This is a genomic window from Brevibacterium aurantiacum, assembly GCF_007558825.1.
Taxonomy (GTDB): Bacteria; Actinomycetota; Actinomycetes; order Actinomycetales; family Brevibacteriaceae; genus Brevibacterium; species Brevibacterium aurantiacum_A.
The window spans coordinates 1-20,351 of record NZ_VLTK01000022.1 but is presented as its reverse complement, the minus strand read 5'-3'; the positions used below and the strand labels follow the sequence as shown (position 1 = coordinate 20,351).

Below are 20,351 nucleotides of genomic sequence, written 5' to 3'. Positions count from 1 at the left end.
TCCGCTGGACGGAAACAGGCAGTCTCCTGGCAGATCCCTCACAACGATACGTAGTAACCAAAAAGTAATCACGAAATCACGGACAAAGTTACGATCTCGTTACATTCACGCTAGGCGACTCGGAGGGTGTGCGTGAACTTTTCATGAAGTCAAATCTCTATGGGTCTGGAATTTCTGTAGTTTCTCCTGTAGATGACTGTAGTGACTATGCCGTTCTGTTTCGAGGCCATGAGTATTGCCCCAGGTCAGGGCATCGTATACGCAAACCTGTCGGGTGGCGATCCCCACAGGGAGATCATCTGGGTGTGGTGAAGGAGCCCGTCTGGAGCCGAGTCGGGGTGGTGATTGTGTGGTAACTACCGAAGTGACGGTGCAGTAATTGAAATCATGACAAGTTTGTTGGATATGAGACCGTGCTGCGACAATCCGCAGAAAATGCGGCTATTTCGAGACCTAGTCGCCGGCTGCTGGTCTGGGAGAAGGCTGACTGCGGCCTGTTTGCGCGGTGCACAGCGCCACAATAGGGTCGAGACATCCGCAGGAACGGGCAGAGAGGTGGCGAGTGGGCGTGAAGAAGCGTTTCGCCGTGATCGGCGCTGGCATCATCGGCGCGGCTGTGGCCCGCGGCCTGGTCCAGAAATACGACGGTGCAGACGTCACCCTGTACGAGAAGGAAGACCACCCTGCGGCTCACCAGACCGGTCACAATTCGGGTGTCGTCCATGCCGGTCTCTACTATGAGCCTGGAAGTCTCAAGGCGCTGCTCTGCCGTCGAGGTGTCTCGCTTCTGCTCGACTTCGCCCGCGCACACGATGTCGCATTCGAGGAGTGCGGAAAGGTCGTCGTCGCGACGAACGATGTCGAAGTCGAGCGGCTGGAGGGAATCCATGCTCGTGCCAGAGCGAATGGGGTCCCTGATGTCGAACTGCTGGACCGCGACGGACTGCTCGAGGTCGAGCCGAACGCCGAGGGCGTGGCCGCGCTGCACTCACCGCATACCGGAATCATCGACTATCGCGGCCTGACGGAAGCGCTGGTCGCGGATTTTCGTCGTAGCGGTGGTCGAGTTCGCTTCTCCACCGAAGTGAGGAAGATTGAGCAGCGTAGCGGCAGCACCGGCAGCACCGCGATCGTTCACTCGAGCGTCGACTCGCAGGAGTACGAACAAGTCATCACGTGCGCCGGCCTGCAGGCTGACCGACTCGCGGCACGCTCAGGCGAAGACAAGAGCCCCAGCGTTGTGCCGTTCTTCGGTCAGTACTTCATCCTTGAACCACGATTCAATGATGTCGTCAACGGCCTCATCTACCCGGTTCCGGACCCGAAGTACCCCTTCCTCGGAGTTCACGTGACCCGCCGCATCGATGGCGGACTAATGATCGGACCCAACGCCTTCCTCTCGTTCTCCCGGGAGGGGTACAAGGGTCTCGGCCTCAACGTCCCAGACTCCCTGGCGGTGGCAACGGATCCGGGATTCTGGAAGTTCGCGGCCGGCAACATGGCAACGGCTGCACGTGAGATCGGCGGGGTCCTCTCGATCGAGAAGTTCGTCGCCGAGGCCGCCCGCTACGTCCCGGCCCTCTGCGGAGCCGACGGTCACCGGGCCACTAGGGGAATTCGCGCTCAGGCGATGAACCGGGACGGCAACCTAGTCGACGATTTCGTCATCGATCGTGCGAGAGCCACGATGTTCGTCCGGAATGCACCCTCGCCGGGAGCCACCTCGGCGCTGGCGATTGCCGAACATCTCATCGACACCGCCGCCCTCACCTGAATAGGCGAAGACCACAGCATTCTCACCTGGGATCTTCTGTTTTCCATCGGGCAGGCTGTTTACAAGCATCCGCGAGAGGTGCAAGCCTGGGGACAGATCCAACATATGTGGCACCGAGTACGAACGGAGCTGATGATGAACCTCGAGAATCTACGCGCTGTGTATGACAACCAGAGTCCCTTCGCCACCGTCTATCTGGAAGGACGCTCTCCCGGTGCCGATGCCGAGAAGCAGGTGCGGCTGCGGTGGGACGAACTTCGTGCGAACCTCACGGACGCCGGGGCGGCAGACGAGATCCTTCAGCACCTCGACGACACCTTGATCGTCGAAGACATCACTGAAGTGCAGACCGATGGGCGCGTCGTCGTGGCGAACGCAGAAGGGGTTGTTCTCGACGAGCACTGGGATGCTGCCCTGGGCACCGGTGACACTGCACATTACGGAGAGGTCCCCGAGCTGGGTGCCTATGTCCGTGAAGGATGCCGCCTGGTCGATATGGTCCTCGTCATCGCCAATCAGGAAGGCGCGACCATCCGTGAGCTGAGGGTGTCCCCTCAGCACGAGGTGAAGCATCGGGATGAGTCACGCATCAGCGGTGACAGCGACGAGGACATTCATGCACCACGTCAGGGCGCGCTGTCGCACAACCAGATTCGACGTCGCGCCGATGAAATCGTCAAAGACAACGCTCGCGCAGTCGCTGACCACGTCGATGAGATTGTTCGCGCTCGTGAACCAGACCTCGTTGTGGTGGCCGGCGAGGTCCAGGGCCGCACCGCTGTGAAGGGTGAGCTTTCGGCCCGAGTCACCGAACTCCTCGAAGAAACCGATCAGGGAGGCACGGATGACGACGCTGGGGAAGAAGCACTCTACGATGCCCTGAAATCGCTGGCTTCTGATCGCGTCCAGGCGAAGCAGACCGAAGACACGGAGAACCTGTCCTACAGCAAGGCTCACGACCTTGCGGTGGAAGGACAGGAAAAGGTCTCTCAAGCCGTTCAGCGCGGAGCCGTGGCAACAGTGCTCCTCGACTACGATGCCGGTTCGGAAGGCGAAGGAGCGATCCTGGCCGACGCAGTCTTCTCGTCCGCCGATGTCGGACTCATCAGCGGAGACGTCGAGGACGGAATAGCGGCGATACTGCGCTATGACGCGGCCACGGCCTTGGCCGACTGACCATCGCCGCGTGATCACTGCTGGCTGAATTCCCGCATTTGACGGTGCCCACGGGTGCCGTTGGGTGCGGGATTCCTGGTTCTGACGACACCACACCGGAAAGTCATGACTTACAGATGACTTGATCAGGTTCAGAGAAGCATCGATACGTCGACCGGTGCATACTGCGGGGCACCTCCGGCACGGAGTGTCAGGCTAGTTGGCAGTCATGTCCTCACATGTCGGCTTGCTCCTATCTCGTGAGGTGCTTGAACAGGCAATATTCATAGTCTGGCCACGGACGGGCTGAAAACCGCCTCAAAGAATCTGGGCCCCCCTTGACGGAATCGAAATCACGCGGAAGATTGATGTTCCAAGGGCAGATTGCTTGCGGCTTCTGAAGAACAGAGGCCCGAGGGCGAAGTGAGGACTTTGCGCACGACCCAGATGACGGCCAGTCGCGGCACCAGCTGACGGTCGTCCGGGAGCAGAAAGACATTTCATATCGAGACACGGCTGGCGATCACTGCTCAAAGCAATCACAGATCGCCAAGCTCAAGGGTCATCAGCCACACGCGCCATAGGCGCAGATTCGGAGGAACCCAGTGAACGACAAGATGAAACTCACAGGCCTGATATTGGCGGGCTACATGCTTGGCCGAACGAAGAAGTTAGGCATGGCACTGACGATCGCCTCTACCGTGGCTGGATCAAGTGTGGTGAAGAACCGCGAGAGTCTCATTGGAGGATTGAAGGAATTCGCCGATGCCACACCAGAACTCAAAGAGCTTCAAGAGAAGATCACCGGGCGTCTGGCCGACTCAGGTAAGGGTGCAGCTAAGGCTCTGGCAGCCAAGGGCATCGACGAACTGAGCAGCCGGCTCCAGGACCAGACCGAGAAGATGAAATCAACCTTGGAAGAGGCCGCAGACGACCTTGACCCTTCGATTGATGAGGAGGACCCGGACAGCGAAGGCGCGGAAGCCGATGCTCCTGAGCACCTCGACGAAGCTGAGAATCCTGGAGCTGAAGACGAACAGCTCGAGGAAGATGAGGCAGCTGAAGAGGCCGATTCTGCGGAGCCCGTCGATTCGGACGAGGCCGAAGAGGTAGACGAAGAGCCGGCAGCGGAAGAAGCGCCTGCAAAGAAGCCAGCTCGGAAGCGTGCCTCGACAGCGAGCCGGTCTGCAAGCAAAGCAAGCGAATCCTCCGCATCGAAGAGGTCAAGCACAGGCGGGACCACCAAGAGGACCAGTGGAGCAGCATCGAAGACTTCGAGCACCCAGCGTCGGTCGGGCAGCAAGACGGCATCTGCTTCCAAGTCGACATCGACATCTGAGTCGGCACCGACGCGGAAGCGTTCGGCGGCTGCGAAGAAGCCTGCAGCTTCTCGCAAGACCAAGGAGGCCACCGGTGAGTGATGACTCCATTTTCAGTGGCTTGAAGGAGCAGGCGGCAGACTACGCCAAGACCCTCGGCCGCAAGGCGATCAAGTCCGCTGGCGACAAGGTCGATAAGTTGTCTGACCGTTTTGACGGATCGTCCGATTCAGCAGGTGCGGCTGCCCAGGCCGGTGCCCAAGAGATCGCGGAAGGTAAGTCGCCAGCCAAAGCGGCTCTCTCCGCAGCGACCGCTGGTGCCAAGGACAAAATCAAAGGCGTCTTCGGCGGGGGTGCTTCCGGCGGTTCCGGTGGCTCTGGCGATTTCAAGTTCTCGAACATCATCGAGACGGCAGATGTCGGCGTGCCGTTGTCTGTCGCGTACAACGCGTTCACAATGTTTGAGAACTGGCCCGATTTCATGAAGAAGGTCGAGAACGTCGAACGCACGGATGACGTGAAGATCAGCGTCAAAGGCCAGGCTGTCTGGTCCCACCGCACGTGGGAGGCGACGATCATCGAGCAGGTCCCGGACTCACATATCGTCTGGGAATCGACCGGTGAGAAGGGCTACATCAGCGGCAGTGTTTCCTTCCACGAGTTGGCACCCAGGCTCACTCGCATCATTGCGAGCGGCGAATACCATAAACAGGGGTTCGTCGAGGGAGTCGGCGCCCTCTGGTTCACGGTGCCGCGCAGATTCCGGCTCGAACTGAAGTTCTTCGTTCATCACGTGATGAACGAGATCATGATCGATCAGGACGGCGTTGAAGGATGGCGCGGTGAGATCCGTGACAGCGAACTTGTCATGTCACATGAGGATGCTCTCGAAGAGGAGCAGGCTCAGGCTGAGGCCGACGAGGCTGATGAAGAAGAGTACGAGGACGCTGCACCCTTCGAAGAGGACGAAGAGCCTCGTGAAGACGGCGAACCCGAAGACGGCACCGAACCGGTTGAGGACGAGGATGCTGAAGGCGACTACGTCGACGAACCTGTCGACGAGGAGCCGGAAGAAGAATACGTTGATGAGCCAGCCGAAGACGAACCTGTCGAAGACGGAGAGCCCGTCGAAGAGGAGGAGATCGACGACTCAGGTGAGCCTGTGGAATATGAAGAGGACGAATCAGAAGAGTACGAAGAAGCAGCCGAAGACGAAGGTGGACGCAATTGAGCGTCTGCTCCCTATCGGAAGTAGGTAATGAAAATGAGTACCAACACCGCTGAACGTTCACGTGGCAGTTATGTCGACCGTCCCTCATCGAGTTCTCTGGCTGACGTCGTCGAGATCATCCTCGACAAAGGACTCGTGATCGATGCCTATGTGCGAGTCTCACTCGTCGGCATCGAAATCCTCACCATCGACGCCCGCATCGTCATCGCCAGTGTGGACACGTACCTTCGCTTCGCCGAGGCGACCAACCGACTCGACCTGACGCAGCAGGGCGGTCGGGATCTGCCGGAGATGCTGGGCGGAATGGCAGAAAGCGGCGCCAAGGGCAAAACCCAGGGTGCCGTGGAAGGCGTCAAAAACGCGCTGACACCTGACGATTCCGATGACGAGGATGAGAAGCCACGTCGTCGGACCAAACGTCCCGCTCGCAGCTCCTCTGAGTCCGAGTGAGCGACGACATCAATACTGACAGCGACAAGTATCTCTACGGCATCGTTCTCGCAGATTCGGGCTTGTCGGAGGGAACCAGCGGTGTGCAGGCAGGCCAGTTGCATGCCGTCGGCTCCGGTCGGGTTGCGGCGGTGGTGTCCGACCTCGTCGAGACGGACATCCTGGGCACCCCGGACGATCTGAAGGCCCACATTGCGGTCCTTGACGGGCTCGCAGCGACGCAACCAGTGCTGCCTCTCGCCTTCGGGACCGTCATCCCAGCAGAGGCCGACATCGCTGGCGAAGTGTTGGCCCTACGCGAAGCCGAATATGTCGAGGCTCTGGAAGGACTGGCGGGGCTGTCCCAATTCACTCTTCTGGTCCGGTATGACCGGGACACCATCATTCGGGAGATCATTCTCGACAACCCTGAGGCCGCCGAGCTGAGGGAGAACATTGCGGGCACGGATGAGGACGAGACGCGAAACGAACGTATCCGCCTCGGCGAAATCGTGGTGAAGACCATGGAGAGTTGGAAGACCTCGGAGGGTCCACCGATTCTCAATCAGCTCGAACCTCTGACTGCCGATATGTCGGTGCGTGAGAGTGGACAGGCTGAAGACGTGGTCGAAGTCGCTGTGCTTCTTTCCCAGGAATCGCTCGCGGAATTCGACGACACCATCGACAAGTTGGCAGAAGCGAATCAGGACCGTATGAGGTTCCGGCTCGTCGGACCACAGGCTCCCTATGATTTCGTTCCTGAGATGTAGGAGTTAGTCATGGGAATTTTCTCAGCGATCCTCGGTGCACCTCTGGCCCCTCTCAAAGGGACCGTCTGGGTGGCTGAACAGGTTCGCAACGAAGCTGAGAAGCGCTATTACGATCCCGGTGCGATCAGACGGCAGTTGGAAGAGGTTTCCGCGGCCAAAGAATCCGGCGCCGTCAGCGAAGACGAGGCCGATGAGCTGGAGCGAGACCTGGTCGCGCGTCTACTCGAATCGACTCGTCGACGAAAATCGAAGGAGAACCCATGAGCGAACAGACAAGCACCGAAGACAAGCAGACTGCACGGGGCGATGACTCGTCCGAAGGCACGACTCAGCAGGACAGCGGCGAAAGGAGAAGGCCGAGGCGGACCTCCACGTCCGAATCGCCACGCCGCTCGACCGCTGCATCACCCTCCAAATCTCGACCCGTGAAATCGAAGGCCAGCGCGACCGAATCCAGCGCGACGAAGATCAGCGCATCGAAGGCCAGCGCTGCGAAGTCCGAGGAGACGAAGACGGCATCGGAACCCCCCAGGGTCTCCACTGTGCAGGCGGTCAAAAAAGCAGTCGAACAGTTCAGCGCGCTCACCGGCCGGTCCCCGGAATCAGTCGTCGGCGCACGTTGGGTAGATGACCACTGGGCCGTGCGACTCGAAGTCGTAGAATCTCGCCGCGTTCCCGACACCGCCGATCTGCTGGCCGAATACGACATCCAACTCGACGGGCAGGGCGAACTCCTCGAGTACAGCCGACAGAACCGCTACGTCCGGGGACGGCCCTCCGAGTGATCAGCCCAAGCGGGTTTGGTCCATTGCTCCGTGTCCACAGGGCCAGGAGCAGACCGACGACCACACATTCACACTCGGACAGCACCCGATAGGAAGCCGATGATATGAGCATGACGAACCAGTCGAACAGTGCGATGCAGCCACAGCGCAGCCAGGACGGGACTCTCCTCCACGTGGTGGAGACGCTGCTGGACAAAGGCCTGGTCCTCAACGCTGACATCATGGTCTCAGTGGCAGGAGTCGAACTCCTCGGAATTCGGATCAGGGCAGCACTGGCATCCTTCGAGACCGCAGCACGCTACGGGCTGGACTTCCCAGCAGGCACGGATCGCGACACGGTGGCGTGGAAAGAAGCTATCGAGCAGAAGGACACCTGCCCAGAATGCGGTAAACGTGCCGAGCTGGCCCAACTGATGAACGCGTACTGCCCTTGGTGCGGTTGGCAGAGTGCTCATTCCAAGCAAGTGGAGTCGGGCGGCTCAGCGGAACTCAGACGGTCCTCAGAGGAGCCCGAGAAGTCATCCGAGCGCAAGTAGCTCGCTGATGGCTGACGACGCGATCATGCAGCCCACCCGGGATCCGCGTGCTACCCTGCCTGACCTCATTGAGGTGCTCCTCAACAAGGGCGTGTACCTGAATCTCGACCTCATCATCTCTGTTTCCGACATACCGCTCATCGGGGTCAATCTGCGTGCGACCATCGCCGGAATCGAGACGATGCTCGAATACGGAATGATGCGTCAATGGGATGAGGACACACGAAAGTGGGTCCAGCAGTCGGTGCGCGCGCATCTTCCCTTGGCCGAGGACGAGGAGATCATCGCCAAGATGGCGGGTGGGCATTATCAGGACAATTTCTATCGCACCTGGCGACCAGGCAGCGCCTACCTCACTTCGCAGCGGCTGATCATCCACCGACGTGATCCGGCGGAGACACTGTGGCAGGCGAAGCTGAGTTCAATAGAATCCATCACGCCGTTGTCGGAGCCGTCGATCGGGGGAGAGGAACGTATTCGGATCCTCGTCCGACTCGACGACGGGAGCGAATCGAAGCTGTCCGCACTTGAACCCGAACGTCTGATCCGTCTGGTTCAGGAGCAACGAGGGGCAGCACTGCAACCCTCGACGGGTCGAGTCTCGAGCTCCTCCTCACAACCGCTGAAGCAGGGCCGAATGTGGTACCTGGAGGCGCTGTCGGGCGGAGGGACATGGCGGGGCGGCGAAGGGACCCTGACGGGGCACGACCTCACCTGGAAGTCCCCGATGGACAGCCGCGCACTGGTGAGGATCTCTGCCTCGCAAGTGCGGAATCTGCACTGGGAGAAGCACGACAACCCCACCGACAAGGCGCATATTCTGTTCGTCGAGACCGAACGGTCTTCGATACGTCTGGCCGCGGATGACATTGACGGCTGGTACGACGAACTCGAACAATGGAGCGCATCTGAGCAACAGGATCCGGCTGTCGGTAATCCGCGCGAGAAGACTGATGAAGGAGAGTCATGGCACTGAATGTGGATGAGGAGAGCCTCAAGCACGGCGTTCTCACCTTGGTCGTCACACTTGTCGAGGTGATTCAGGAAGCACTGGAGACACAGGCTGTGCGGCGTATGGAAGGCGGTGACCTCACCGAGGACGAACAGAACCGCCTCGGCGAAGCACTTCTGGAACTCGATGAGGCCATGGACCAGATCAAAGCCGAGCACGGCATCACCGGCTCCGTTGACGATCTGCATCGCGGGCTCGACGACGTCGTCGACGAGGTGGTCGACAAACTCATCAACCCAGCCAGATGGGCCGAAGAGACCTCGAAGGACATCAAGTGACAGAAAACAGCGCGAGGCACAGCGAAGAATCAGGAACGATTGCAGCTGCGCCGTCCAAGCTCTACGTCTACGCTATTGTGCCCGCCGGTGATTACACACCCAAGGTCAATGGCATCGACGGTTCGCCGGTGCATCTGATCGGGGACACCGAGGGGCCCCGTGCGATCGTCCACACACATGATGGCGGGCCCTACGACGGGGCCGACGACGACGTGAAGCGATGGGTTCTGCAGCATAGCGAGGTCGTCGAAGACGGATGGCAGGGAGCTGGAAGCGTGCTTCCAGTCTCCTTCAACGTCATCGTGCGCCCGGACGCCGAATCGGGGGCAACGTCGACCGAACAGCTCGAAGGGTGGCTGGGGGAGTCGAAGGGTGCGCTGTCCAAGCGATTGGGCGAATTGGACGGCACTTCGGAGCTGCGAGTCGAGATCTCGCTGGACCGAGACACCTTCGTCGAAGCCAACGACGAGGTTAGGAGAATCAAGGACGACATGGAAGGCCGCCCAGCTGGAGTCCGTCGACTGCTGGAGAAGCGACTGGAGAAGACCGAGAAGGAGCTTGCAGATCGAGAGGCCGACGACCTCTATCCTGCCCTGAGAGCCCGAATCGCGGAGCAGTGTCTGGCCATCGAGGAGTACCGCAGGCCGGCCCGTAACGCGGGCAAGACTCCCATTCTCACGGCGTCTTGTCTGGTGACGGAGCCCGGCATCCAGAACCTCGGAGCCGAACTCACCGCCATCCAGAATGAGCTCACTGACACTGAGATCCGCTTCCTGGGGCCGTGGCCACCGTACTCGTTCGCAGATATGTCTGATTCCGTCGCTGACATGTCCGGCCCCGAAGCGCAGAAGCCCGAAAGTCAGGAGAGCACTTGAGAGTCGCAATCACCGGAGCCACCGGCAACGTGTCACCGCGATCCTGAAGGTCCTCGCGCAGACCCCAGAGGTCACCTCGGTGGTGGGAATCGCCAGGCGAATGTCCGACACCTCCTTCTCCCCATATTCCGCATGTGAATGGAAGTCGATCGACATCGCTGCCGCCAGCAGCGAGAGTGTGGCCATCGAGCAGCTCACCGAGGTACTGGCCGGTGTCGATGCCGTCATCCATCTCCCGTGGCTGATCCAACCCAACAGCGACCGTGATCTGCTTCGCCGTGTCAACGTCGAAGGCACCCGCCGCGTGACAGAAGCGGCAGCGCAGGCGAACGTGCCGCACCTCGTCGTCGCTTCATCCGTGGGCGCATACTCTTCCGACGACACCCTCGAACGACGTGCTGAGGCGTGGCCGACGACCGGCATCAGGACCCTCGCACCACAGTGTGGACAAAGCTGCCCAGGAAGACGTGCTCGATCGCTTCTCTGGCGCTTACCCGGACATCACAGTGACTCGATTGCGTCCGGCGCTGATCTTCGGAGCCGAGGCAGCATTGGAGATACAGCGCTACTTCCTCGCCTCCTGGATGCCCTTGCAGCTGTTCCGCTCGGGTCGTCTGCCGTTCTTCCCGGTTCCGAAAGATCTGCGAGGTGTTCAAGCAGTACATTCCTCAGACGTTGCACGTGCCTATGTGGCCAGCGTCCTTCACCGCATCCCCGGGGCATTCAACGTCTGCGCCGATGATGTGCTCGGCGCCCAGGAGCTTGCAGATCTGATCGATCCCGGCCGATTCGTGAAACTGCCGACGCACGTATTTCGCACCGCCTTGGGTGTGGGCCGCGGGACGAAACTGGTAGCAGCCGACGCGGGGTGGCTGGACATGGGCGTGGCCGTGCCCCTCATGGATAGCTCGCGTGCCAAGCAAGAACTCGGCTGGCGCCCAAAGTACAGTGCCATCGAGGCGGTGCGTGATCTGCTCCAAGGCATGTCAGACGGGCAGGGTGCCGAATCAGTTCCGCTGCGGCCTCGCGATCTCGATCTGGCCCCACCGCTTCTCAGACAGGCGACCAGCGAGTCGAGGCCCAGTCGAGCCTCCGACGTCGAGATCTCGGGGGCCGAGACTCAGTTCTGAGCGGGTCGCGAGCCCGCTCGGCTTCCCACATCGGCTCTGCAGACGGGGCTTGCCGATCGACTGCCTGACGACCAAGATGGACATCAGCAGCACGCCGTCGGACGGAAGAAGGATCAACGATGATCGGTACCTTGAACACGACAGTCATGGACTGCCCCGTTCCCTTGGACACCGCCAAGTTCTATCAGGCGCTCCTCGGCGGTTACATCTCTCCAGACGAGGACACGGATTGGGTCAACCTGTTCGAGCCATCAGGGAGGCAGATTCTGTCCTTCCAAAGGGCGGGCGACTATGTGGCTCCGACCTGGCCGGACAACACCGTCCCATTGCAGGTGCACATCGACATTCGGGTCGATTCCTATGAAGATGCCGAACCGGCCGTCCTCGCTGCAGGCGGGAAACTGATCGATGATTCCACACAGCACCCTGATTTCCGGGTTTATGCCGATCCGGTCGGCCGACCGTTCTGCCTGGTGCTGTTCTGATTCCCCTGAAGATGCGTGGTAACTGACCAGGCGCAGAAGCAGCAATGGATGCGATCAACCGTGGGTGCTTAGGACCGAAGGGACTTTTCGGGAGCTGACAGGGCCTCAACAACAAGGACGGTCTGACCCAACCGCTCATTTGCAGAGACGGCGTACCGGCACCAGCCGAAAACACTTTTGGTCGCCGACTAGTCTGCCGTCAGCTCGTTGACGTCTGCTTCGGCATATTGTCGTAGCGTTTCTGGAGCGCCTCGAGCAGCATTGCAAGCGCGCGTTCCTCGGTGTTGGACAGGATGTTGATCGGATCCCCTCGGAATCTGTGAAGTTCGGACTGCACCTCGTCGGCAACGAGAACCGCGATCCACGTAGTTCCCGGCTCCTGCCCGTCCTGGCTGGTTGGGCCGCCTGCACCGGAGGCGGCTACAGCGGCATCGGCTCCCATCAAGCTGCAGACGGAACGCGCCATCGCTTCAACCGAGGTTTGGGAGATGACCGAACCGCGAGGCACCTTGAGAAGACGGTGCTTGACCTCGCTCGAGTATGCCACCACGCCGCCAGCGAACCAGCTCCCCGAACCAGGTGCGGCAGCTAGCTGGCTGGAGATCTTGCCGCCGGTGAGCGATTCGGCGACGGCCACACGGACGCCGTGCTCGTCACACAGCTCAGCAAGACTGCCGGCGATCTTGGCAGCATTCTTCTCGTGCTTCTTATAGCTGGTCACATGCGTACTCTACTCTGGTCCTCGGTCGGTGGTCGGGACGTGAAGCACGGTGCGTACTCGATCCGGAGTGACAACCTCGACAGCGCACGTGGAAGCCGATGGAAGATGGCACTGGACATCACGAAATCGCGAGCATCAACCCCGCCGGTGCATTGTCTTTGCCCAAGTCATGGTCAAGTTGAGCGGCTCATGGTCAAGTTGAGCGGCGGGCAGTATATTTGCACGATCAATAGCAATGATGCGCCGGTTGAAGTGCTCGACCAAGTCCACCATTTCTCACAGACGACTCGAGGACTCTCAACCCAGTTGGTCGCAGAATGAGCCTGTGCCTACTAGGAAAGCGCCGACATGAGGAGGTCAGATGTCTGCTTTCGGTATCGAGGAGGAGTTCATCCTCGCTGACCGTTCTACCTTGTTGCCTGCGTCGCCAACGAATCAGCAGAAGAAGGCATTGATGGCACTGCCGTCCCACAATGGGCGGTGCACCACTGAATGGCTCGACTGTCAGATCGAGTACGCCACCCCAGTTCTGAGAACCGCGGCGGAAGCTCTCGAATCACTGATCACCTTCCGAAAACGGCTCTCTTCGACAGCCCAAGAGCTTGGTCTGATCGCCACAGCATTGGGAACTGCGCCTCAGATTTCGACCGTTCCACCCGTCATTAGCGATGGCCTGCACCACCGTGAGATGGCCGAGCTGGCTCCTGCAATTGCGGCTGAGCAGTTCATCAATGGCATGCACGTACACGTCGGTGTCCCTGACAGAGAAGCCGCTGTGCTCGCGCTCAACGGAATACGCAGATGGCTCCCTGTGCTCACAGCCCTGAGCGCCAATTCCCCTATGTGGCGCGGTATTGACAGCGGTTTCGCGAGCTGGCGATCGATACAGTATCGCCGATGGATCATCTACGGTACTCCTCCCCACTTTCGCAACGCCGACGATTACGAATCTCAGGTTGCAGCGCTATTCCGCTCTGAGGTGGTGCCCGATGAGGCGGTGGTGGGCTGGTTGGTTCGATTGTCTCCCCGTCATCAGACGTTGGAGATCAGAGCCTGTGATGTACAACTGCACGCAGAAGATGCTTTAACGCTCGCGTTGCTTATCCGGGCCCTCGTCAACGTCGAGATCGATAGCCCAGTTGCGAACATAGTCCCTTCTGAACTCATCGACATTGCTCATTGGCAAGCTGCACGTTTCGGGCTGAGAGGTAATCTGATGGATGCAGACGCTCAGAGAAATGTCCCCGCAGCTACAGCGACGTGGACCGTGTTCGAACGGGCTCAGCCAGACCTGCTTCGAAGCGGGGACGAAGAACGTGTCCGGGCAGGAATCCGACGATTGCTCCGATTCGGCACCGGTGCAGCCCGCCAGCGCGAAGTCGTCGCAGAAGGTGGGATACCGGCGTTGCTGGAGTATTCCGGCCATCGGTTGGCTTCCCGCGACGCGTAGGCTGCCGCGCTTCCGAGACGACGTGAAACGCCTCGTTCAATGACGTACCCTCTCCGACACCGAGGTTGAACAACCTACTGCGCTACCTGGGCCAATCGTGTCAGACTGTATTCATGAGACCATTGCGTCTACTTCTCGTCCTGGTCACGCTCGTCGGTCTGACCGGATGCGGCATGCACATCCCCAGCGACCCTGACGACACGCTCAACCGAGCCAAGAACGGTGAACTGGTTGTAGGCATTTCGCATCGTCCCCCCTGGACCGATATTTCGAAGCCAGATGAACCCAGCGGCACAGAAGTGGAGCTCGTTGGAGCTTTCGCCTCCAGCATCGACGCAGATGTCGCCTGGCATGCCGGAAGTGAAGAAGAGCTGATGACGATGCTCAAGGACGATCAACTCGATATGATCATCGGCGGCATCACTGACAAATCTCCCTGGACTTCCCACGCTGCGCTCACCACCTCGTATACAGAGAGCGCCGGCCCTGACGGAAAGAAGGAGAAACATGTGATGGCCGTCCGAATGGGCGAGAACGCATTTATGGCCGAACTTGAGAAATTCCTCCTCGCACAGGGCCTTCAGCCATGAACGCCCGCTTTGGACACACAGAATTGCCCGACGAACAGGCCAACGCACTGCGCCGGGCAATTCGTCTTGAGAGCATCACTCTCGCGATCATGACAGTGACACTCATTCTCGTCATCCTGGTGGCAGGAAGCTCCCAGGCCATGAAGGCCGCATGGGTCGAGGACGCTTTGTCGCTGCTCCCACCGCTTGCATTCCTAGTAGCCGCGAGATTCATTCGCCGCATGCCCACTGCTCGACACCCTTACGGTTATCACCGCTCCATCGGAATCGCCCATCTGGTCGCAGCCGTCGCTCTCCTGGCGATGGGTGCCTACCTCATCATCGACTCTGCAGTCGGTCTTCTTGCCGCTGAGCATCCACCGATCGGTGTGATGGAGATTTTCGGTACTCCGATCTGGTTGGGGTGGCTGATGATCATAGTGATGACGACTACGGCGGTGCCTCCAGTCATATTCGGTCGACTCAAGCTCAGGCTTGCCGCCATCCTGCACGATAAGGTCCTCTACGCGGATGCCCAGATGAACAAGGCCGATTGGATGACCTCTCTGGCCACGGTGGTGGGCATCTTGGGGATTGGCATCGGCCTGTGGTGGGCGGACGCCGCTGCCGCGATCTTCATATCCTTCAGCATCGTCAGCGATGGCTGGAAGAACCTCCGCGGTTCGATCAGTGACCTGATGGACGCGCGGGCCACGGAGTACGACGGCACAGACCCGGACCCGATCACCACCGAAATCGTGGATACGCTGTTGGCAGTCGACTGGGTTGAGGAAGCCGATTGCCGTATCCGCGACCAGGGCCATGTCCTCCATGTCGAGGCTTTCGTCGTACCCAGTGACAGCCGAACCCCGAGTCTGGGTGAGCTAGGACGGGCGCGCGAACAGTGTGTCGAGATTGCCTGGCGGATCCAGGACATCGTCCTGGTGCCCGTTGAGTCGCTCCCGGAGGAGTTCCTTCCTCAGCTAAGAGATATTTGAGGCCTGGCAAATCGCGACTCGCGGTGCCGATCTTCTCGCCGTAGCGTTACTCTGGCAGGTTCGGATGAGTGGCATGATCGCGACAAACTAACTCCAGAGCCTCGGGTCACTACGGGGTGATCGGGGGTGACGGCGCACGGAATCCCGTCAGTTTATGAGAGCCATCGCATAGGGGCGCGATTCCTGTTTTGCCGCAGCGGCATAGTGCCACAACTTTTCGGTCTGGCCGTTCGGGTGTGCGCCCTGGTGCTTCGGCGAGGGAGAAATCGCCTCGTACGAGAAGCGGACCATCAGGGCATGCCGTAACGGTCACGGGGCTAGTGTTGTCATTCTTCACGTGTTGACCCTTCTTCACGGATCGATCTCATCCTTCGTGCTCGGGTGAAGTTCTCAGTGCGGTCTCTCCGTTGGTCCATCTGTCATAGAGGCGTTTGCCGACGAGATCGTCGACAAACAAGCAGGCTGAGGCGCCGAAGACAATATCGGCAATCAGTCGGGGGTCGTCTTCGGCGGCCCCTCCCGCAAGATCGCGTCCGGCGATCTGCTCGTGCACGGCATCGGCTTCGACATGCTCGTCGAAGTACCACGTGACGTCCTCGTCGTAGCCGAGCCGAGCAAAAGCGCGGGAGTAGTACTTGTTGGGGATCGACGAAGTCATTTCGAAAGCTGCCAGATGACCGATGGTGGCGCCCTGCAGACGTCTGTTGAGCCCGAAGAAGCTCATTGTGTTCATCGAATTGAGGATCACGGCCGGAACAACGTCAATGTAGGCATCCGGGCGGTCGTCCAATCCGAAATTGCGGAGGGTTCGAGCGAAGATCTCCGCGTGGATGCAATCTGGTTTGCCTCCACCGTATTCATCGGACTGGATTTCCACGAGCGCTGCCTTGGCTCGACCTCTGAGACGAGGAATCACCCAAGTATGCGGGTCGGCTTCGCGGAGAGTGTAGATGGACCGGTGGATGAGAAATTCGCGAAGCTGTTCGACAGTGGCATGTCGGGCCATCCACGTGGCCAGGCTGGGTCGCGCCGCGTCTGCAGTCATGGAGAACAAGGTCTCGGCAACCTCTTCGCCAGTGACCGGCAGAACTGCAGGGACCGGGTTGTGCAGTCGCAGTACGTTCTCGAGTTGACCCTCGATGAGTTGACGAATACCGATCAGCCGAGGGTTCCATTCCCAGTCGCCCTCAACATATTCTGCGGGGCCGTAGTGTAGGACATACAAGAGGAAAAGCGTCAATTGCAGGTCATCATCGGACAAGAGGTCCTCAGTGGCGCGGAGAGCGGTGGAGACATTGTCGGCAAGGGAGCTCAGCTCGACATCGGCCGTCTCACTTCTTCCGGTGATGATTCTGATCAAAGTGTCGCTGGCGGGACCACGCGGACTCGGCGCCGTGCCGGTGAGCTGATCGGTCCACTGCGTTGTCATGAAAAAGCCCTTCGGTTACGGCTATGCAGCTCGAGGTGGAATCGGCGGCGCCCTCGGAGCTCTCACATCCCCACGGCACCACCGATATGAAAGAATCAGGCCACGGTCGTGAATTACCTTGACATGACTGTCACGAGCTCTTACTGGTCGCCCGATTGCTCACCTTCTCAAGGGCATCGACGAGCTGCTTCTTGGTCATCGTCGATCGCCCGGAGATGTCGAGCTTCTTAGCTTCCTTGTACAGATGGTCCTTCGACGCATTTGCATCGATACCACCAGCGGTCTCGCGATTCGTATTCTTTCCACCAGCGCTCTGTGCGTCTGATGGTCCGGAAGACTTCTTCGGCTCCCAACTGTCGCCGACCTTCTCATAGGTGTGCTTCAGCGCGTCATAGGCAACCTGGTGTGCGCGCTTCTCGTCGTTGTACTCCTTCAAGGCGGAGTCGTACGCCTTGGCGAACGTGCGTTGAGCCTTCTGGTCCGACTTCTTCAGGGTGGACGGCAGCTCCGACTTCTTGGGTTTTCCTGACGCTGTGGTTTTCGGCATGATGACCACGTCTCCTCACCACGTGTAGAGGTCACGGTTGTCGTCAGGATAGCTCACATACACAATCTCCGTAAGGGGGATTGTCTTCGCGGGAATCTAGTCATAGCGTGACCCTGAACAGGAGCAATCGCCGAGGTGAGGACAGCAGAGATGCCATCCGAAGAGAGCCCGTTCATCCCAGGTAAACCGGCGTCCTCAACGCCGAAGTTCGATGAGCCACGGCATCCGCAAGGTCCTCCGTCGCCGAAGTCGGACCAGAGTGGGCCCAGGCCGACGACTCCCACCGGAGCCGATGGGCAGGCCGAACAAGGACAGCAAGGCGAATACCACACGACGGCGCAAGGCGGCAGACTGCCTGAGACGAACCATTCGCTTTAGGCCGGGCCCCGAAGGCCGGTGCTCTTGCAGGACCATCACCTGCGGGAGAAGATCACCCACTTCGACCATGAGCGCATCCCGGAACGGGTCGCCCATGCCCGTGGTGCAGCCGCGCACGGGACCTTCGTGTCATACGGAACTGCGAGCAACGTGACGAAGGCAGGCTTCCTCCAGTCCGCTGCTCAGACCGAGGTTTTCACACGCTTCTCAACCGTCGTCGGATCACGCGGGTCAGCCGATGTCGCTCGAGACACACGAGGCTTCGCCACGAAGTTCTGCACCTCCGAAGGAGTGTTTGATCTCGTGGGCAACAATTTTCCGGTGTTCTTCATCCAAGACGCGTTGAAGTTCCCCGATATCGTCCGCGCTGCCAAACCTCACCCGGACCGAGAGATTCCACAGGCACAGAATGCTCACGATACATTCTGGGACTTCGTGTCTCTGCATACCGAAGCGACCCAACACAGGCGTCCACACCTTCCGCCTCGAGAATGTGGCCGGGGAGACTTCCTTGGTGAAGTTCCATTGGAAACCGCAGAACGGGGTCCACTACCTTCTCTGGGAGGACGCTCAGATGGTCGATGGATTCGATTCCGATTTCCATCGCAGAGACCTTGCCGATGTTATCGAAGCGGGCGCCTTCCCCAGGTGGGAGCTGGGTCTGCAGGTGATGTCGGACACCGAAGACAAAATGTCCGAGGGAATCGACCTATCGGACCCCACCAATCTTGTGTCCGAGGAACTCGCCCCGGTCAAAACAGTGGGGTGCTCACCCTCGATCGGAATCCGGAGAACTATTTCGCCGAAACCGAGCAAGTGGCGTTTCACCCGGGTCACCTCGTATCGGGAATCGATGCCACCAATGACCCCCCTGCTGCAGGGGCGCCTATTCTCCTATCTCGATACGCAGATCAGCCGCCTCGGTGGGCCGAACTTCAGTGAGCTGCCGATCAACCGTCCCCGATGCCCCGTCAACGACATGTTCCGCGCGTTCATCTTCGAGCTCGGCAAATGCTATGAGGAGACGATTCGGCACCGCGAACTGAAGAACCTCGCAGCGAATCGGTCGCGGTGGAGTGCACGTACGCCACGATGAGATCAGTGGATCCTGGCGTCACCTCAAGGCAATAGCCTCCTGCGGCGAAGCCAAACATCTGCTGGAAGAACCAGGGATCATGCTCGATGCTCCGGGGATTTTCTGCGAAGCAGATCCTGGTGGAGTGACGAAGCAGTTGGTCAAAGCGCTTTCTGAGCACCGTGCGTGGGCACGAGTCGGCATGTGATCGTTGCAGCACTCAATCAGATTCTTCCTCTGAATAGACCCGCATTCGCATTCGCTGCCCATGAGTCAGATTCTTGATGTCTGCATCGGAATCGAAGCTCGACCCCAAAGCACCGGCGACTACTCCCATCGCGGCGCTGAGCCATGCGATGTCCAGATAGTTGATGAAGGTTGCGGGGGCCTCGATGGTCTGGCTCATGAAGTCGGGATCGATGACGATCAGGCCGCCCAGGAGAATTCCCGCAACAAGCGAGCAATACAATGCGACCACGCAGAGGAACAGAGTGAGGACCGTCGAGAGGTTGTAGTAAAGGACGACTGGAGCCAAGCGTTCGCGAACGGGGCGATCCCACAGGTGATTGACCGAAATGAGCCACACGACCATGACTGTGATAGCGATCAAACCGATTGAGATCAGCCGCATGGTCGACAGATGGTGCGACATCTGCCAGATGGAGTTGTAGAAGATGCCGAACGCGCCGGTTGCTGAGGCCGCAGCCAGAGCGCGCGAGAGTTTCGACGCCACCCGCACAGGGTTGTTCGCGCTGGTCATCCCGAGTATCAGGCGTGGACCGCCGGTGAAGGTGTGTGCGTGAAGGGTTTGGTTCCCCGACTCGTTTCCGTCCGACCACTGGCCCCATCGAGGCATGAACGGGTAGGTGCTTGAGGGAGGACCGTAAGGGAGAAGCTGGTTGACGCAAGTGGTCAGCACCCGCGTGACTCGTCGTTTCGACGGCCAGGCCCCCAGCGTGGGAAACGAGACGACAGCGACCCTCCTGCCAGCCAGGATCTCGGCCACGAGTGGTTTTCCGTGCGTATGCCTGGGGATGCCCGTCAGCATGAGAATCACGTCGACATCAGGGTAGCTGCGCATGAATGAGTCGAGAACCGTCAGTTCCAGTTGATGATCCGATTGCACCCGGATGGTTTGGGTGCACGCTTCGATCTGAACATCCATGTCGAAGATCTGGCGCAGCCGCTCTTCGAACTGATTCTTGAGCGAGTCGATCCTCCTGCTTGCAGCCCCGGGGTCGGCGATGATGAGCACATGCAAGGTTTTCTTCGTCGTTTCGGACATCAGCGCCTTCTCAGTCTGGAATCGTGAGGAGCCTCATGGTGCGAGTTGCGTCCAGAATACGGATTCTGTTGGGAAAAGTCCCCGTTATATTCATTGTCAAGCAACGGCCGGGGTCTTCTG

Annotated in this window: 23 protein-coding genes and 2 pseudogenes; 20 read left to right on the top strand and 5 right to left on the bottom strand. The window is 59.5% G+C overall.

Translation table 11 applies throughout. From position 1 onward, the window contains the following. The first annotated feature begins 568 nt into the window (after positions 1–568). From lhgO to FO013_RS21015, 15 genes and pseudogenes are all read left to right on the top strand, one after another. On the top strand, positions 569–1,774 hold the full coding sequence (gene lhgO, locus FO013_RS21080; RefSeq protein WP_395950103.1) for an L-2-hydroxyglutarate oxidase: 1,206 nt from the start codon (positions 569–571) through the stop codon (positions 1,772–1,774). A gap of 132 nt (positions 1,775–1,906) precedes the next feature. Beyond that, positions 1,907–2,950 carry a baeRF2 domain-containing protein gene (locus tag FO013_RS21075; protein ID WP_143924521.1) on the top strand — a complete coding sequence of 348 codons (1,044 nt, stop codon included), beginning with the start codon at positions 1,907–1,909 and terminating at the stop codon, positions 2,948–2,950. A gap of 656 nt (positions 2,951–3,606) precedes the next feature. Beyond that, positions 3,607–4,350 carry a hypothetical protein gene (locus tag FO013_RS21070; protein WP_143924520.1) on the top strand — a complete coding sequence of 248 codons (744 nt, stop codon included), beginning with the start codon at positions 3,607–3,609 and terminating at the stop codon, positions 4,348–4,350. Beyond that, positions 4,343–5,479: an SRPBCC family protein gene (locus FO013_RS21065; RefSeq protein WP_143924519.1), complete on the top strand. Its 1,137-nt coding sequence runs from the start codon at positions 4,343–4,345 to the stop codon at positions 5,477–5,479. Before FO013_RS21070 ends, FO013_RS21065 begins: the two co-directional genes overlap by 8 nt. 33 nt (positions 5,480–5,512) lie before the next feature. Then, complete coding sequence (gene gvpJ, locus FO013_RS21060; RefSeq protein ID WP_143924518.1) at positions 5,513–5,929, top strand: gas vesicle protein GvpJ; 417 nt, start codon at positions 5,513–5,515, stop codon at positions 5,927–5,929. Beyond that, a complete protein-coding gene (locus FO013_RS21055; RefSeq protein WP_143924517.1) occupies positions 5,926–6,678 on the top strand; it encodes a GvpL/GvpF family gas vesicle protein in 753 nt (250 codons plus the stop codon). The genes gvpJ and FO013_RS21055 overlap by 4 nt, the downstream gene beginning before the upstream one ends. Positions 6,679–6,687: 9 nt before the next feature. Next, on the top strand, positions 6,688–6,942 hold the full coding sequence (locus FO013_RS21050) for a gas vesicle protein GvpG (RefSeq protein ID WP_143924516.1): 255 nt from the start codon (positions 6,688–6,690) through the stop codon (positions 6,940–6,942). Further along, complete coding sequence (gene gvpO / locus FO013_RS21045; protein ID WP_143924515.1) at positions 6,939–7,463, top strand: gas vesicle protein GvpO; 525 nt, start codon at positions 6,939–6,941, stop codon at positions 7,461–7,463. Before FO013_RS21050 ends, gvpO begins: the two co-directional genes overlap by 4 nt. A gap of 104 nt (positions 7,464–7,567) precedes the next feature. Next, entirely contained in the window at positions 7,568–7,999 is a 432-nt protein-coding gene (locus FO013_RS23205; RefSeq protein WP_313900603.1) for a gas vesicle protein, read from the top strand. Positions 8,000–8,006: 7 nt separating this feature from the next. Further along, on the top strand, positions 8,007–8,975 hold the full coding sequence (locus tag FO013_RS21035; protein WP_222103699.1) for a gas vesicle protein: 969 nt from the start codon (positions 8,007–8,009) through the stop codon (positions 8,973–8,975). Beyond that, complete coding sequence (locus tag FO013_RS21030; RefSeq protein ID WP_101584685.1) at positions 8,966–9,289, top strand: gas vesicle protein K; 324 nt, start codon at positions 8,966–8,968, stop codon at positions 9,287–9,289. Before FO013_RS21035 ends, FO013_RS21030 begins: the two co-directional genes overlap by 10 nt. Continuing rightward, positions 9,286–10,164, top strand: coding sequence for a GvpL/GvpF family gas vesicle protein (locus FO013_RS21025; protein WP_186293254.1), 879 nt, complete (start codon positions 9,286–9,288; stop codon positions 10,162–10,164). The genes FO013_RS21030 and FO013_RS21025 overlap by 4 nt, the downstream gene beginning before the upstream one ends. A gap of 100 nt (positions 10,165–10,264) precedes the next feature. Beyond that, positions 10,265–10,498: pseudogene (locus tag FO013_RS23090) on the top strand (NAD-dependent epimerase/dehydratase family protein); the annotation flags it as partial. Positions 10,499–10,607: 109 nt separating this feature from the next. Next, positions 10,608–11,294, top strand: coding sequence for a Rossmann-fold NAD(P)-binding domain-containing protein (locus FO013_RS23085; RefSeq protein WP_260848317.1), 687 nt, complete (start codon positions 10,608–10,610; stop codon positions 11,292–11,294). Positions 11,295–11,413: 119 nt separating this feature from the next. After that, positions 11,414–11,779, top strand: coding sequence for a VOC family protein (locus FO013_RS21015; protein ID WP_143924513.1), 366 nt, complete (start codon positions 11,414–11,416; stop codon positions 11,777–11,779). A 199-nt stretch (positions 11,780–11,978) separates the two neighbouring features. Here the strand turns inward: FO013_RS21015 and FO013_RS21010 are convergent, their stop codons facing one another. Continuing rightward, the gene (locus tag FO013_RS21010) at positions 11,979–12,500 is read right to left on the bottom strand and encodes a CinA family protein (RefSeq protein ID WP_222103698.1); all 522 of its coding nucleotides are present in this window, start codon (positions 12,498–12,500) and stop codon (positions 11,979–11,981) included. 361 nt (positions 12,501–12,861) lie between these two features. Between FO013_RS21010 and FO013_RS21005 the strand changes: the two genes are divergently transcribed. The 3 genes from FO013_RS21005 (at position 12,862) to FO013_RS20995 (ending at position 15,517) form a co-directional block, all read left to right on the top strand. Continuing rightward, entirely contained in the window at positions 12,862–13,950 is a 1,089-nt protein-coding gene (locus FO013_RS21005; protein WP_143924512.1) for a carboxylate-amine ligase, read from the top strand. Positions 13,951–14,063: 113 nt separating this feature from the next. Beyond that, entirely contained in the window at positions 14,064–14,540 is a 477-nt protein-coding gene (locus FO013_RS21000; protein WP_143924511.1) for a transporter substrate-binding domain-containing protein, read from the top strand. Then, the gene (locus tag FO013_RS20995) at positions 14,537–15,517 is read left to right on the top strand and encodes a cation diffusion facilitator family transporter (RefSeq protein WP_143924510.1); all 981 of its coding nucleotides are present in this window, start codon (positions 14,537–14,539) and stop codon (positions 15,515–15,517) included. Before FO013_RS21000 ends, FO013_RS20995 begins: the two co-directional genes overlap by 4 nt. A gap of 109 nt (positions 15,518–15,626) precedes the next feature. Here the strand turns inward: FO013_RS20995 and FO013_RS20990 are convergent, their stop codons facing one another. The 3 genes from FO013_RS20990 to FO013_RS20980 all read right to left on the bottom strand — a co-directional run bounded on the left by FO013_RS20990 (position 15,627) and on the right by FO013_RS20980 (position 17,493). Then, positions 15,627–15,830: a CDGSH iron-sulfur domain-containing protein gene (locus FO013_RS20990; RefSeq protein WP_260848315.1), complete on the bottom strand. Its 204-nt coding sequence runs from the start codon at positions 15,828–15,830 to the stop codon at positions 15,627–15,629. Between the two features lie 51 nt (positions 15,831–15,881). Next, a complete protein-coding gene (locus FO013_RS20985) occupies positions 15,882–16,946 on the bottom strand; it encodes an iron-containing redox enzyme family protein (RefSeq protein ID WP_143924508.1) in 1,065 nt (354 codons plus the stop codon). 130 nt (positions 16,947–17,076) lie between these two features. Beyond that, entirely contained in the window at positions 17,077–17,493 is a 417-nt protein-coding gene (locus FO013_RS20980) for a ChaB family protein (protein ID WP_143924507.1), read from the bottom strand. Positions 17,494–17,643: 150 nt separating this feature from the next. Here FO013_RS20980 and FO013_RS23410 point away from each other — a divergent pair. Both FO013_RS23410 and FO013_RS23405 read left to right on the top strand, forming a co-directional pair. Next, positions 17,644–18,859, top strand: a pseudogene (locus FO013_RS23410) (catalase); the annotation flags it as partial. A gap of 88 nt (positions 18,860–18,947) precedes the next feature. After that, positions 18,948–19,154: a type 1 glutamine amidotransferase family protein gene (locus FO013_RS23405; RefSeq protein ID WP_186293253.1), complete on the top strand. Its 207-nt coding sequence runs from the start codon at positions 18,948–18,950 to the stop codon at positions 19,152–19,154. A 12-nt stretch (positions 19,155–19,166) separates the two neighbouring features. Here FO013_RS23405 and FO013_RS20970 read toward each other — a convergent pair whose 3' ends face one another. Beyond that, positions 19,167–20,231, bottom strand: a complete 1,065-nt coding sequence (locus tag FO013_RS20970) for a hypothetical protein (protein ID WP_186293252.1) — start codon at positions 20,229–20,231, stop codon at positions 19,167–19,169. Positions 20,232–20,351: the final 120 nt, after the last annotated feature.

Bases quoted from the DNA above. Each gene is read 5' to 3' on its own strand.
- FO013_RS21075 (WP_143924521.1), top strand. From the start codon at position 1,907: ATGATGAACCTCGAGAATCTACGCGCTGTGTATGACAACCAGAGTCCC.
- FO013_RS21070 (WP_143924520.1), top strand. From the start codon at position 3,607: ATGGCACTGACGATCGCCTCTACCGTGGCTGGATCAAGTGTGGTGAAG.
- gvpJ (WP_143924518.1), top strand. From the start codon at position 5,513: ATGAGTACCAACACCGCTGAACGTTCACGTGGCAGTTATGTCGACCGT.
- FO013_RS21050 (WP_143924516.1), top strand. From the start codon at position 6,688: ATGGGAATTTTCTCAGCGATCCTCGGTGCACCTCTGGCCCCTCTCAAA.
- gvpO (WP_143924515.1), top strand. From the start codon at position 6,939: ATGAGCGAACAGACAAGCACCGAAGACAAGCAGACTGCACGGGGCGAT.
- FO013_RS23205 (WP_313900603.1), top strand. From the start codon at position 7,568: ATGAGCATGACGAACCAGTCGAACAGTGCGATGCAGCCACAGCGCAGC.
- FO013_RS21035 (WP_222103699.1), top strand. From the start codon at position 8,007: ATGGCTGACGACGCGATCATGCAGCCCACCCGGGATCCGCGTGCTACC.
- FO013_RS21030 (WP_101584685.1), top strand. From the start codon at position 8,966: ATGGCACTGAATGTGGATGAGGAGAGCCTCAAGCACGGCGTTCTCACC.
- FO013_RS21015 (WP_143924513.1), top strand. From the start codon at position 11,414: ATGATCGGTACCTTGAACACGACAGTCATGGACTGCCCCGTTCCCTTG.
- FO013_RS21005 (WP_143924512.1), top strand. From the start codon at position 12,862: ATGTCTGCTTTCGGTATCGAGGAGGAGTTCATCCTCGCTGACCGTTCT.
- FO013_RS21000 (WP_143924511.1), top strand. From the start codon at position 14,064: ATGAGACCATTGCGTCTACTTCTCGTCCTGGTCACGCTCGTCGGTCTG.
- FO013_RS20995 (WP_143924510.1), top strand. From the start codon at position 14,537: ATGAACGCCCGCTTTGGACACACAGAATTGCCCGACGAACAGGCCAAC.
- FO013_RS20985 (WP_143924508.1), bottom strand. From the start codon at position 16,946: ATGACAACGCAGTGGACCGATCAGCTCACCGGCACGGCGCCGAGTCCG.
- FO013_RS20980 (WP_143924507.1), bottom strand. From the start codon at position 17,493: ATGCCGAAAACCACAGCGTCAGGAAAACCCAAGAAGTCGGAGCTGCCG.
- FO013_RS20970 (WP_186293252.1), bottom strand. From the start codon at position 20,231: ATGTCCGAAACGACGAAGAAAACCTTGCATGTGCTCATCATCGCCGAC.